Raw genomic sequence first — 12,894 nt, forward strand, 5'->3', positions numbered from 1 at the left:
TGCGTGGGGCAGGGCGGTACTTATTTTTCGAGTTCCTTCAGCAGTTCCTCTACGGCAGCTTTCAGCTGTGTGTCTTCTCCCTTCACGATGGTCTCGGGTGAATTGGCTACTTTGATGTCCGGCTCCAGCTGCGAGTTCTCCAGATAGCTGCCGTCCGACAGGCGGTAGCCCACGACGGGGATGCCGAATACCAATGACGGGTCTTGCAGGCGTTCCCACGACACGCTGGTCATGGTTCCCGGCACGGGCATGCCTACCAGCTTGCCCAGTCCGCGGTGGCTGTAAACCCACGGCGTGCCGTGCGCATTGGAGTAGTTGGCCTCGCACATCACCATGATGGAGGGTTTGTTCCAGCGGCGGCTGGGCATGTCGCACGTCTCGCGACCGCGCACCACTTGGGTGAAGTATTTTTGTCCACTGAAAAGTATTTCTATATCCTCGTGCAAGCGTCCACCGCCATTGAAACGGGTGTCGATGACGATGCCTTCGCGGTTGTTGTATTTTCCCAGGATGTCCGAGTAGACGGAACGGAAACTGTCGTCTCCCATAGACTCGATGTGCACGTAACCCAATCGGCCACCCGACCATCGGTCAACGTCTGCCGCACGCTGTTTCACCCAGCGGCTGTAGAGCAAATCACTGAACGCACCGTTCGTGATGGGGATAACGACCTCTTCCCAGCGTTCCTTGGTCTGTGGGTCGAAGAGGGAAACAAGTGTCTTCTTCCGTGCCTTGTTGTTGAGCAGCGTGTAGTAGTCTGCATCGGGGGTGATTTCCACGCCGTCTATCTTCTCGATGACTGTGCCGGCTTTCACCCGGGTGTTGGCTGTGTCGAAGGGGCCTTTCTCCACCACTTCGGCAATGAGCATGCCCCGGCCCGTGTAGTTCCAGTCGAAGAATAGTCCCAGACTGGCAGTAGGCTCGGACTGCCCTTTGGGATAGAAACGGCCACCGGTGTGAGATACGTTCAGTTCGCCCAGCCATTCGCTCAGCAGCTCGGCAAAGTCATAGTTATTGTCGATATGGGGCAGGAAGCGGCGATAGGCGGCGGTCATCTTGTCCCAGTCCACTCCGTGCATCGAGGTGTTGTAGAATCGCTTCTGCTGCTGGCGGTACACGTGGTCGAACATGTATTCGCGCTCCGCAGCCAGGTCCATCTTGGCATCTACCTGGAAGGTGATGGGGGTCAGCGCGTCGGATGAAGTGTCCATTTTCTGCATCTTGTGGCTGCCCAGCAGGAAGAGGCTTTTGCCGTCCTTGTCCAGCTGCATGTCCGCCCATCCGGCATCCATCTTGTGCAGCAGGCGGGTCTCTTTCTTGCGCAGATTCATCTTCCAGAGGTCGTAGCCGCCTTCGAAGGCTGCCAGGTAGTAGAGTGTCTCGCCATCCTTGGAGATGATGGTGCTGCCCATGTCGGAAGAATTCGGGGTGAGGCGCACCACACGGTCTTCGATGCCTTTCAGCTCTACGACGATGTCTTTCGGCTGGTCATCTTTTTCGTCAGCATTGCTGTCTTTCTTGTCGTCTTTCTTCTTTTTATCCTTGTTTTTGTCTTGGGGGGTGTCTTTTCCGGCAGACTTCTTTTGTTCCTTCTCCAGCTCCTTGCGCAGTTCGTAGTCTTCTTTGCTCAGGCAGTATTTGTCGTAGGCGTCTTGGTTGAGGAAGACGAGCATGGCGTCGTTCAGCGAGCCCCATGAGGCATGGGCACGCATGCCGTAGCGTTCGGTGGTGAAAAGGATGGCGTTGCCGTCCAGCGCAAAGTGGGGATAGCCGCTCATGTAGCCGCTATTGGTGAGGTTGATGATGTCTTTGCCTCCCTCTGCGCTGACCAGGCCGATGTCGGAGTAGGGGTCGTGCTTGTTACCCGTGAACTCAAGTGTAAACCATTTACCGTCCGGCGACCATGCGTAGTCAAATCCTCCGCCGGTGCTGTACCAGGTGGAGCCGTCCGTAATCTGGCGCACCTTCTTCGTCTCCAGATTGAGCACCATCAGCCGGATGCGGTCTTCGATGAAGGCGAGTTCCTTGCCGTCGGGCGAGAATTGCGGATAGGCACGTTCCACGGTGGTGGAGGGCAGCAGCACTTCTTCTTCAATCAGCGTGGCGTTCGGGAAGTTAGGGTCTTCCTTGCGGGCTATCTTGGCAAGGTAGAGCTGCCAGTTGCCGCCTCGCTCGCTGGCGTAGGCCAGGGTGCGGTTGTCCGTCGCAAAGGAGAGGCCCGCTTCGCGTGCCGGTGTGTGCGTCACCTGCTTGGTAGTGGCATAGTCTGCCGAAGTGACAAAGACTTCTCCGCGCAGCGTGAAGGCAATCTGTTTTCCGTCCGGGGACACAACGGCAGAGGTGGCTCCGTCGGAAGACTGCAGGTTGGCGAATTGCGGCCGGTCATCGCGCACCAGTTCTATGGCGACTTTCTTCGGGGTGGCATCCGGCTGCTGGGTATAGATTTCGCCGTCGTAACTGTAGCACAACGTCTCGCCGTCACTCATGGAGAGGAAGCGCACGGGATGTGTCTTGAAGCTGGTGATGGGCTTCACCTCTCGGGGCTGTGCCAGCGGGAAGGCATACACGTTGAATGAGCCGCCGTTTCTCTCACTCAAAAAGTAAACCGTTCTTCCATCGGGTGACAACACCGGGTTGCGGTCTTCGCCCGCGCGGTCGGTGAGGTTGGTATGGATACCCGTCTTTGCATCATACAGCCAGATGTCGCGGGTGATGGAGGAGGTGTGGTGCTTTCTCCATTCATCTTCAAATCCCTTGCGGTCTTGGTAGAGGAACTGATGGCCCGCCTTGTCGAAGCAGACCGCTTCGGCAGGGGTGCCCAGCACTTGCTCCGTACGCCCTCCCGTTGCAGGTACTTTGTAAAGCTCGGTCATGGCCGAAGTGGGGAAAAGAGCGCTGCTTGCCGGGTCCTGGATGGATGCGGAAAACAAGATATACTTTCCGTCCGGAGTGAATGTGGAGGGTATCTCACCGGTGGAGTGGGTAGTGAGCCGTTGGGCGGTTCCGCCGTCTGCCGGCATCACGAATACGTCGAAGTTGCCGTATCTGTCGCTGGCAAAGGCTATTTGTTTGCCGTCCGGCGACCATATGGGGGTACATTCGTAGCTCTCTTGGGTAGTAAGCTGTGTGGCGGTTCCACCTTTGGCCGGCACCTTGTAGATGTCTCCTTTGTAGCAGAATGCGATTTCCGTACCGTCGGGAGAGATTTGCACATCGCGCATCCAGAGCGGCGTGGCGGCATGTCCGGCAATGGCAGTAAGGCCTAGTGCAAGGATTGCAAGGGTTTTTTTCATAAGTGTGTGGGTTGATGTTAATATAGAATGTTTATAAACGTCATGATGCTGTCCACAAGGCAAGGAGCGAGGTACGTCATTTCATACCTCGTGCCTTGTATATCTGTTCTTTGGCATTGTTGATGCTTTGGAACTTCTCTTCTGCGGCTTTCTTGATGTCTTCGCCCAGCGTTGCCACCCGGTCGGGATGGTGTTTCAAGGCTAGGCGGCGGTAAGCAGCACGCACTTCGTCATTGGTGGCAGTGGGTTCAATTTCAAGTACTTTGTAGGCCTCGTTCAGTGAGCTACCGCCTAGGTTAAGCATGGATTCCACTTCCTTGACCGATAGTCCCATGTACATGGCCACTTCTTTCAAGGCTTCTATCTCCTCGTTGCAGACGTGTCCGTCGCTTTTGGCAATTTCTACCAAGAATACCAGCAGTTGCAAGCGTTCCTCGTATGTCAGGTTGGCGGCAATCTGCGTTCCACAGTCACGGATGGTGTTTTTAAATGCCAGTGGGTTTTGTCTGTCCATCTGCTTGCGCTGTTCGAAGAGGTTGAGCAGTATCCGTTCTCCCTCGCCCACGGCAGCCTCACCGAATGTGCTTCTCAGAAAGCGGCGGACGAATTCCATTTCACTATGCATGATGCGCCCGTCTGCACGGATAATGTACGAAGCCATCACGAGCATGGAGAAGAGGAAACTGTTCCGTTGCCCGGTATAGGTAGTGCCGTGCGTTGGTTCTTCTCCATAATAACTGCCTGCGTCACTTGAATCGGTGTCGAACAGTGAACCGAATACAAAACCTGCCAAGGCTCCCAGCGGTCCTCCGGCCATGAAGCCGATGATGCCGCCTATCCATTTAGCTGCTCCCATAATTTTTCTTGTTTAAAGTGCAAAAATAGAGATTTCTTACGAGAATTCCAGTAATTTGATGAGCTATTCCCGCTGAAGCGAATAGGCACCGTCTTCTTTTTGTACATATTCAGCATATTTATGGCAGCAAGTCTGTCATTAAGAAATACTATAAAAATTAAGGAGTTAAGTCTTAGACTTAACTCCTTAATGCTCAACAGTCGGGATGACAAGATTCGAACTTGCGACCACACGCCCCCCAGACTTCGCGAGAGATAAACTGATAACGGCTGATTATCAATTGTATATACTCTATTGCATCTCTTTCGGTTTACACTATGGTTTACCTATAGTATAATGCTGCTTGTTAATACTAAATCTTTATTTGGAATTATTGCTAATTAGTTAATTCCTATATGTCTAATTCTCATTTGCAAAAATAATACTTTTATTATTAATCTGTGCCTTCTATCGAGTAATTTTTATAGTCAGTTTTCCTTTTCAAATCCCCTCAAACTCTTATATATGATAAGATAGCTTGGAGCATTATTCAGCACTGCAATGAAGAGTGCGTACGGCTTCAAGCATTAATGATAAAAACAATTACCGGGTCACACTTATTTTCAGAAGATGGATAAGCATGTAGATTCGATGATGCGTAGCAATTTCAGTATGTGGACAAGACATAAAGTTCCCCACGAAAGAATGTATGCCGCATGATAGGCCAAGTAAATGCGAGGAGCTATTTACAACGGTTCAACTATCACAACCAGTCGAAAGATTGGTCTATTTTTTTCTTCTCCCCTTCCTTGATTTCCCTTCAAAGCCTTATATATGAGAAAAGTATATAAGAGAAATAGAGAATAGAAACATAATTACTAACAATTTAAAACTAAGAGACATGGGAAATTTAATTAAAGGATTGAAGGTCGCAGCTTATGTGGCCGAGATTATCGTGGCAGGTTCCGTAGTAATCGAGCTTGCAGAAAAGTATTGTGGCAAATTCGGAAAAAAGAAGATTGCCACGGGTGAAGTCAAGGCCGTTGATGCTGCGACTGAAAACTGATAGTACGTCTGATGAATGGATTATGACAAGAAAGCGGACGTAATAATAACCGTATTGGAGGTAGCAATTTCAATACTCAAAGGAATAAAGAAGCTAAGAGGTATATTCATAAAAGCAAAGAAATGACACCTCTTGGCTTTTTGTTTTTTCATCGCATTTTATTAACCGACTAAAAAATAACAAGAGTATGGAAACAATGACTAATGAACTTACTGTCATTCCAAGAACAATCGGAATGGTAACAAGAATGATGGATGCAGTTAATATCGAAGATGCTGTAATCGTATCTGAAGAAGAACAGAAAGAGCATCCTAATTTTATTGAGAGTAACACTTCGGGTATTACACTTGAAGAACTTGAAAGGAACTGTATTGTCCCTAGTTTTGGGGATAACCAGCTTACAATCAGCCACCAGAAATTTATCCACCAGGTAGAGGATGCCGCGAAAGTATATTTTACCGGAGAGAACTTTGGTAACACGGAAATCAGAGTATCACATAAAATCCTGGGCAGGGTTCCGGGAGCATTGACAAAAAGGAAAGAAGAGCTTAGACCGGAGGACGAGACCATCTATTATCAACGTATGGCTTTCTGTTTTCATATCCGTTCCATGAGCAGAATGATGAACGGCGAGGAAGTACATTTATGTATCGGAGGTGTAAGAAGCCTGAACGAGGAAAACTTATACGCCCGAAAATCACCCGAGAAATTCAAGATCTTTATCGGGTGGAGGGTTCGTGTGTGTTCAAATCTGGATAGTCACCTCATCCGGCTTCAGACTGTTTTGCCCGATTATCCTTATGATCGACTTGACCTCATTGAGAAATATGCAGGCTTCACGGGAACAGACTATATTTCCATCCACTATTTTCCTTTCAAAATATCCGTCCCTTCTGTAACGTTGTATCAGTTCCCCACACAGTTTCTCCGCAGTCTCACCGTTCCTCATCTGCCTCTCCTTCAATGTCGGCTCCACAATCACATCAGGATCCCATTCCAGTTTATAGTAGGGAATGTTGGCGAATTGAGGTATGTAGTCAAGGTAGATGTCAGGGACAGGTGTAGCGGACAAGTAACAGATACGTTTCACTTCACTGTCAAGCCGGATGAGAAAATTCATGTCCGTACTGCCCTTGAACGTCGCATCGCCCATAAGACATTGGAACTCATCGACCACAAAGAGGCATGAATCCAGCATATTATTTCCTCTAAGGACACCAAGAACCTTGTCCGATGAATCCAGTGTAACCAGTATCTTGGCAGGTCTCATTGGCAAGGGGGTAAATGGTGTGCTTCCATGATGACAGTCCAGGTACGAATCAAGATCACGCATCATTTGGATTATTGCTTGTCCTCTATTACCACTGAATGGGACATGGAAGTGAAAACTGTCGGGATATTGTCTGTGCTTCTCTTTCAACACCTGAAGTCGTGGCGAAATTATTACCACAGGAAAGTTCGAATCGAGAAACAGGGATGTACCACCACAACCGGTTACAGTCTTGTTCAGGATAAACTTACCATCCAATGGCAATTCCCCATTCAAGAGATTTTCATAATCACTCATATACCTGCAACCTTTCGGCATACTAATTGATATCATATTATTTATATTATTATCCATAATTGTTTTATTTTTGTTTATACTCATTTCATATATAAAGGTTTGCAATGTTTTTATATACCCTTTTTACACTTCGATGAGTAAACGGAACGCATCAATATTTTTCCTTATGCAATCTATTTCTTTTAAGTAAAATCTCTCATTTTGACAAAAAAAGTTGCATGAAACTATTGTATATCTTTCTTCTTTCGTTTGTTGTAGGCTCACGCCGCCTGAGTGGGTATTATAATAAAATATGCAGTATATGTATAATAAACTTGCCTCCGGTTAACTCACAAGGTGTTATTTTGCAATATTTTTCACCTGTATCCTTGACATATGGATTCTTTATTGGCTTTGACGAAATTTTAAAGGAGAGCTTATGCAGCATCTCCTTTATCTTTCCAATCAGTCAGTACATTCTCAAGTCCAGCACTTGGCATTGGATTTGACTACCACTTTGGTAAATTTCTGAAGTTCGGTTATCAATGCCTGCACTTCATTCCTTGTCGGTTCGGGAAGGGTAATGTCCTGTCGTGAGTTCCTGCCGATATTGACTTGTACAGGAGAACACATGCTGACAAGTTCAACCATTTCGGGCAAGTCGAATTTTATCAGAGGTTCACAGGTCACATAGGTTCTCATTCCAAGGCTCGCCAGTTTTTGCATGGCTTTGGCACGTTTCCGGGTACCTGGAGCATTCCTTACGATGTCCGGATAAAAGACATTGGTTTCAATGGTCGTGCACAAAACCGATTTCTTCATTACCGGATGCCCTATGAACTCCAAGAAACGTATGGGGTCCTTGGATTGGAAAAGATAGTTATTATCAAACTTGTCACAATAATCCAGAACCCGGGCAATCCAGTCCGAAGGTACGTCGAAAGCCCATGCGTCCGTTCCGCTACCAACGAAAATAAAATTGCCGTTACCCAGGTTTACTTCCAGTTCCTTGGGGTCAAACCGTATAGGAAGCAGACCATCGAATTTTTTCATGTAACAATAGGGGCAGTCATGAAAACATATTCCTTTTATTGCATTCCACGTGTGGGTAACAAAAGGATACATGTTACCCCGGCTTTTTGTCAGTGCCATAATTGTTTTTTTAAAGGGGTGATTAAATCAGTGTATTGTAAATATCAATGTTCCGAAGTTCTTCTCTTCGGTCTTATAGGCGTTGCCCACATGGCTTCTGATTTCCTTTTCATCCATTGTGTCATCTTCCCAGCCATCAATGAAATACTCAGTAGCCAATTCCTCGTCAACACCCCATTTGCACATCCAGCAGGCTAACCTGAAGATGCAGTTTCCCCTGTTGCCTTTTTTCCAATATTCAGGATTGTTCCTTTTCCAGTGGGAGTTCATGATGCTGATGATGCTTTTGTCCGACACTGTTCTTGTCCCGGATGATTGTGGCATCTGTACCTGTGGCTTTATGGTGGGGACATAAGGGTACGGTTCAGGATTTGGATTGGTCCAGATGTCAGGATCGTAACTCAGATAATTTCTGCGTGCCAGGTCTTTACAGCTTGCATCATTTCTGTTTGCCACATAGAATTTATCCAGTAGCTGTCCATACAAATCTTCATGTCTGGCCGGATCTGTATTGTCATGCAAAACCAGAGCCTTCAGTCCATTTCCACTGGGTGTAACAAAAACACTCAGGACACATTCGGTTATCATCAGCTTGTTCCGTAACCGGATCATTTCATCCGGTGTTGCTATATGGTCAAAATCCAATGCCGTCACACGCGAGTATTCAATCAGCCCCGCACCGTTAAGTTCCCTGAATGTACCGTTATAGGCAACAGCGGGCAGGAGTCTGGCTTTCCATTTCCGCATGTCACCTGGAGCTACACTTCTGATATGCTCTATTGCCTGCTTCAATGTATAGTCTCCAAACTCATTGTCATGCAATTGCATGTCTCCCGTGCGAATCATCTGTATAACATCTCCTAACTCAGGATAAGCCAGGTTGTACTTTGTCCAATTAATCTTTTCTGTCAATGTCGTTTTCATATTCTTTACCATAGACTTTATTGCTTTTTTATCCATCTGAGATTATCAGCCGCATTGTTGGACATGTCGCCGTCAATATGCTCCACTTCCGTATAGGCCTTCGGATCAGGATTGACCAGGAATGTCTCAGCAACGAGGAGATCGACATAAGCCTTCTCCCCGCCGATGATGATGTACTGTCTGCCGTTTGCCTCCCCGAATACCGGTACATTGCCTCCATTTGCGGATGATGGCATTGCCAGACCGGTACGGGAACCTCCTTTTTCAAGGCTTTTTCTGACATCCGACCATAACCTGTATTTCCTGATGTCCCTCATGCCCCGTGAATACAGACCTTCATACAGGTCACAGAGGAAGTCCACACTGTCATATATCCCCAGTTCATAGGCCTTCTCGAACCATCCTGTCGCTTCCTTGTACATTACGGGAGTCCCAAACAGCCCTTTGAGGCGTATATGCCCCATTGTGAAAGCCGACAGTCCGTCACCTGAATCCGCAGCCTGTCCGAGTAACCCGATACCTTTCCCTATATCCTGCGGACATCCCCTGCCCTTCCAGGTATATATGGCCCAGATTGGCTTTGGCTGTGGGGAATTTATCTGCAATACTCTCTAGAAGAGCGATTGCCTTGCCGGTATCATGCTTTACAGCCATCCCTTTCAGGTAATATATGGCAACGGCGTTGATTCCATATACGAATCCCTGTGTAGCCGAACGGTCATACCATAGGAAAGCCTCGTCGGCATTTCCCTTATCCTCATAATACAGACCGGTTAGATACTGAGCCTCTGCATCACCTGCCTGGGCCTTTTCCAAAATTCTTTTTGTTTCTGTTTTCATGTTTCTTTCATTTTTGAAATTGAACATTTTTTTAAAATCACACATGTAAGGATTTCGGGGTTTTGTCAGACGGCAGTTTTTTATGTGTGTAAGTTGAAGTGGGAGAATATGCGGATGATGGTCCGATGGATTTGTCCGGCAATCGTTTCGGTATGTCAAGACTTTCCGGTAAAGTTATCAGATGAAGATGATAGCCAGAACCGAGGGAGTGAGTGTTAGTACGGTCTAGAGATTGAAAAAGATGTTCGGGCTGTAGAAATAATGATGAGGACTATATATGTTTTAAAAACAGCTGATTTTTTTTACTGACGTTTCCGCGGCCGAATAGTTTCTTTGCGGTGCCAAACGAAAAATGTACCAGGCTGATCTAACGGAGACCGAATGGCGTATATAACAAAAGTGTTAAATTTGCAGGAAGAGTAAAATATGATTTGTAATGCTGTATTTTTTAGTTAAGACTAGTTGTCAATGGCATATGCCTCTTTTCGAATTCCCAAAGTGACAGTTGTTTTATCACCACTATCGTAAATGAGGTTCTTTGTCGGAGTTGGGCTTATTGTTAGAGAAATTACGTGAAGATATACGTGTGAAACATAGCATGGGACCAATTGTAAATAGTATCGTGGACAATCAAAATGTCAAAGGGGAACAATGCTTCCTTGAACGGTGTTGACGGGAATAAAAAGCAAAAGGCATAAAACGTAATATCATAGTAGATAAAAATCTTTTTCTTTTAACTATTAGAATACGTACTTTTGATAGTGTAGTTGTCTTAATATAAGATATTGCTAACAATCATTACTAAATAATACTAAATATGAAACACTTATTCTTTGCTCTTCTGTACTTTTTCGCAACAGTGGCAACGGCCCAAACACTGAGCGAGTATCCTGATTTTGAAAGATATCAAAAGGATAATGAACGCATCATTCAAAACAAAACTTATCCGAAAGTGATTTTTATCGGAAATTCCATTACCGACGGATGGGCTAGCAAACGCCCCGTTTTTTTTACAGGTCATCAATTTTTAGGTCGTGGCATCAGCGGTCAAACCAGTCCGCAACTCCTGCTCCGCTTCCAAAAAGATGTGATTGACCTTAAACCAAAAGCTGTTGTCATCAACATCGGTACGAACGACATAGCCGAAAATACTGGTAAGTACAGCATCGAATATACGGTGAGTAACATCAAATCAATGGTAGAGTTAGCCAAATCACATAAAATCAAAGTGTATCTTTCTTCGGTTCTTCCGGTTGATGTGTATCCTTGGAGAAAAGACATTACGGATGCAGTGAAACAGATTTATGAGCTGAATGTGCGGATCCGGCAACTTGCCAAAGCAAAACATGTACACTACATTGATTACTTCAGTGAAATGAGCAAAGAGAACGGAGGCATGATTGATGAATATACGTATGATGGTGTCCACCCTACAGATAAAGGATATGAGGTTATGGAAAAAATCGTATTGTCTGCCATCAAATAGCCACAGATACAAACCGTTATTATGGACTCTCAATATTCAAATGGAATGCAAGAAAAGGGGGGGGATTCTATCAGTCATTTTAGACAAGTTTATGATGAACTGTATCCTAAATTGATGGTTCATGCATGTAAATTTGTTGATGAAGAGGTTGCTGAAGATATAGTACATGATGTATTTGTCGCTTACTGGGAACAACATCATATGATTGTTTCCAGTAGGCTGGCCGCCTTTCTATTCAAAGCCACGCAAAACAGTTGTCTAAACTATCTGAAGCACCAAAAGGTAGTGGAGAACTACCGGGAACAGTGGCAACTGGCCATTGATCGTTGTGAATATTACAACCAGAAAATTGAATCGACTGTTTCGATGTCTGAAACGAATGAGGAGTTGAACTATAAGTTGCTGGAAAATGCAATCAGGCAATTGCCTCCCAGACGTGCGGAAGCTTTAAACTTATTCTACTTCGAAGGGAAGTCACAAAAGGACATAGCCAATCAGATGCATGTGTCCTTACGTACGGTACAGACACACCTTGCCCAAGCCATCGCGGAATTGCGCAAGTCCTTGAGGCATGTCGGAATTTGGATTGCTCTAATGTTGAATTATATATTACTGTAATATGGATTTAAATGTATTAAAGCGTTTTTTAAATCATTCCGCTTCGGAGGAGGATTACAAAAAGATCAACAAATGGAGAAGGGAAGAACCTGCTAACTCGACTTTTTTGTTCTCGTTGGAGGAAATCTGGTCGAAAAAAGAAGAAGCCAACTATGCAACAAAGATACATCTGAATGCATCTTACCAAAAGATGATAGAGAAGATGATGAGTAGATCTGAATCCAAAATTAAGGAACAGGAGACATACAATACAACACAAAAAAACGATATCCATAAACCTAAATCATCACTCTTCCTAAAAATAACTGCATCAATAGCAATTGTATTGTCAGTAGGGTTGGGAACGTTATATTACATGGAGGTTACACGACCGGTTGGATTTAATACGGTAATTGTCCCCAACTCGCAGACAGCCAATTTGGTATTGGAGGATGGTACACACATCTGGTTGAACTCAGGTAGCCGGTTTACTTATCCCACCAAATTTGCTAGGGGTTACCGTACGGTCAAACTGGCAGGTGAGGCTTTGTTTCAAGTGAACCGTGATGAACACAAGCCGTTTTTGGTGGAAACGGAGAGGTTGAAAGTACGTGTACTGGGTACTACATTTAATGTGAAATCGTATTCCGGTGAGGATCCAACAGTTCTCTTAAAAGAAGGGCAGGTGGAAGTGTATACTGATAAGAATAAAAATATACGGATAAAGCCCAATCAAATGCTGACAGTCTCTCTCGAAACGGGTCTGAGTTCGATTCGTGAAATGGATGCTTCTACGGCTGGTACGTGGCGGACGGGGGAACTGATGTTCCCCGGGGAAACACTGAAGACCATTGTGTTGGAATTGAAACGGAAATTCGACAGGGAAATTGTCATTGAAGATCCTTCGCTTGAAAAAAAACGGTTCTTCTGCCACGTGCATAGGGAATCGACCTTGACGGAGGTCTTGGACCTGTTGCAGGAAAGTGGGCAATTGACGTATCTGGAAAAAGAACATATATTTATAATAAGAAAGGAGGACAATTAACAGAAAAAGAAGAAAAAGAAAAAGGATTGCAAATTGTTGCAGCAATTCACAATCCTTGTCGTCGAATAAATTAATTAAAGATTAAATCAATTACTCAGTTACAAATTTAT

11 protein-coding genes are annotated in these 12,894 nt (G+C 45.5%); 5 read left to right on the plus strand and 6 right to left on the minus strand.

Annotated elements, in window-relative coordinates; genetic code table 11:
- Positions 1-20: 20 nt before the first annotated feature.
- Complete coding sequence (locus tag NQ510_RS07410; protein ID WP_005824160.1) at positions 21-3,293, minus strand: S41 family peptidase; 3,273 nt, start codon at positions 3,291-3,293, stop codon at positions 21-23.
- 76 nt (positions 3,294-3,369) lie between these two features.
- Positions 3,370-4,149 carry a DnaJ domain-containing protein gene (locus NQ510_RS07415; protein WP_005824158.1) on the minus strand — a complete coding sequence of 260 codons (780 nt, stop codon included), beginning with the start codon at positions 4,147-4,149 and terminating at the stop codon, positions 3,370-3,372.
- An 880-nt stretch (positions 4,150-5,029) separates the two neighbouring features.
- Between NQ510_RS07415 and NQ510_RS07420 the strand changes: the two genes are divergently transcribed.
- Positions 5,030-5,194 carry a hypothetical protein gene (locus tag NQ510_RS07420; protein WP_005824152.1) on the plus strand — a complete coding sequence of 55 codons (165 nt, stop codon included), beginning with the start codon at positions 5,030-5,032 and terminating at the stop codon, positions 5,192-5,194.
- A gap of 187 nt (positions 5,195-5,381) precedes the next feature.
- Entirely contained in the window at positions 5,382-6,383 is a 1,002-nt protein-coding gene (locus NQ510_RS07425) for a DUF3871 family protein (RefSeq protein ID WP_005824146.1), read from the plus strand.
- 837 nt (positions 6,384-7,220) lie between these two features.
- Here NQ510_RS07425 and NQ510_RS07430 read toward each other — a convergent pair.
- The 4 genes from NQ510_RS07430 to NQ510_RS07445 are packed head-to-tail and all read right to left on the minus strand — an operon-like array spanning position 7,221 to position 9,656.
- The gene (locus tag NQ510_RS07430) at positions 7,221-7,892 is read right to left on the minus strand and encodes a hypothetical protein (RefSeq protein WP_008665713.1); all 672 of its coding nucleotides are present in this window, start codon (positions 7,890-7,892) and stop codon (positions 7,221-7,223) included.
- 27 nt (positions 7,893-7,919) lie between these two features.
- A complete protein-coding gene (locus tag NQ510_RS07435) occupies positions 7,920-8,816 on the minus strand; it encodes a BT4734/BF3469 family protein (RefSeq protein ID WP_227238988.1) in 897 nt (298 codons plus the stop codon).
- Between the two features lie 17 nt (positions 8,817-8,833).
- The gene (locus tag NQ510_RS07440; RefSeq protein WP_005824136.1) at positions 8,834-9,280 is read right to left on the minus strand and encodes an HNH endonuclease; all 447 of its coding nucleotides are present in this window, start codon (positions 9,278-9,280) and stop codon (positions 8,834-8,836) included.
- 19 nt (positions 9,281-9,299) lie between these two features.
- Positions 9,300-9,656, minus strand: a complete 357-nt coding sequence (locus NQ510_RS07445; RefSeq protein ID WP_234129834.1) for a tetratricopeptide repeat protein — start codon at positions 9,654-9,656, stop codon at positions 9,300-9,302.
- Positions 9,657-10,473: 817 nt separating this feature from the next.
- On the opposite strand from NQ510_RS07445, the gene NQ510_RS07450 reads away from it, so the two are divergent.
- Genes NQ510_RS07450 through NQ510_RS07460 form a run of 3 tightly spaced genes read left to right on the plus strand, consistent with a single transcriptional unit; the run spans position 10,474 to position 12,784 of the window.
- The gene (locus NQ510_RS07450; RefSeq protein ID WP_005824132.1) at positions 10,474-11,142 is read left to right on the plus strand and encodes a GDSL-type esterase/lipase family protein; all 669 of its coding nucleotides are present in this window, start codon (positions 10,474-10,476) and stop codon (positions 11,140-11,142) included.
- A 45-nt stretch (positions 11,143-11,187) separates the two neighbouring features.
- Positions 11,188-11,760 carry an RNA polymerase sigma-70 factor gene (locus NQ510_RS07455; RefSeq protein WP_227238991.1) on the plus strand — a complete coding sequence of 191 codons (573 nt, stop codon included), beginning with the start codon at positions 11,188-11,190 and terminating at the stop codon, positions 11,758-11,760.
- Position 11,761: 1 nt separating this feature from the next.
- The gene (locus NQ510_RS07460; RefSeq protein ID WP_005824128.1) at positions 11,762-12,784 is read left to right on the plus strand and encodes a FecR family protein; all 1,023 of its coding nucleotides are present in this window, start codon (positions 11,762-11,764) and stop codon (positions 12,782-12,784) included.
- Positions 12,785-12,894: the final 110 nt, after the last annotated feature.

Origin of the sequence: Bacteroides uniformis (genome assembly GCF_025147485.1) — a bacterium.
Classification (GTDB): Bacteria; Bacteroidota; Bacteroidia; order Bacteroidales; family Bacteroidaceae; genus Bacteroides; species Bacteroides uniformis.

Coding starts and splice junctions, on each gene's coding strand:
- NQ510_RS07415 (WP_005824158.1), bottom strand. CDS start 4,149: ATGGGAGCAGCTAAATGGATAGGCGGCATCATCGGCTTCATGGCCGGA.
- NQ510_RS07445 (WP_234129834.1), bottom strand. CDS start 9,656: ATGAAAACAGAAACAAAAAGAATTTTGGAAAAGGCCCAGGCAGGTGAT.
- NQ510_RS07410 (WP_005824160.1), bottom strand. CDS start 3,293: ATGAAAAAAACCCTTGCAATCCTTGCACTAGGCCTTACTGCCATTGCC.
- NQ510_RS07435 (WP_227238988.1), bottom strand. CDS start 8,816: ATGAAAACGACATTGACAGAAAAGATTAATTGGACAAAGTACAACCTG.
- NQ510_RS07420 (WP_005824152.1), top strand. CDS start 5,030: ATGGGAAATTTAATTAAAGGATTGAAGGTCGCAGCTTATGTGGCCGAG.
- NQ510_RS07455 (WP_227238991.1), top strand. CDS start 11,188: ATGCAAGAAAAGGGGGGGGATTCTATCAGTCATTTTAGACAAGTTTAT.
- NQ510_RS07460 (WP_005824128.1), top strand. CDS start 11,762: ATGGATTTAAATGTATTAAAGCGTTTTTTAAATCATTCCGCTTCGGAG.
- NQ510_RS07430 (WP_008665713.1), bottom strand. CDS start 7,892: ATGGCACTGACAAAAAGCCGGGGTAACATGTATCCTTTTGTTACCCAC.
- NQ510_RS07425 (WP_005824146.1), top strand. CDS start 5,382: ATGGAAACAATGACTAATGAACTTACTGTCATTCCAAGAACAATCGGA.
- NQ510_RS07450 (WP_005824132.1), top strand. CDS start 10,474: ATGAAACACTTATTCTTTGCTCTTCTGTACTTTTTCGCAACAGTGGCA.
- NQ510_RS07440 (WP_005824136.1), bottom strand. CDS start 9,280: ATGGGGCATATACGCCTCAAAGGGCTGTTTGGGACTCCCGTAATGTAC.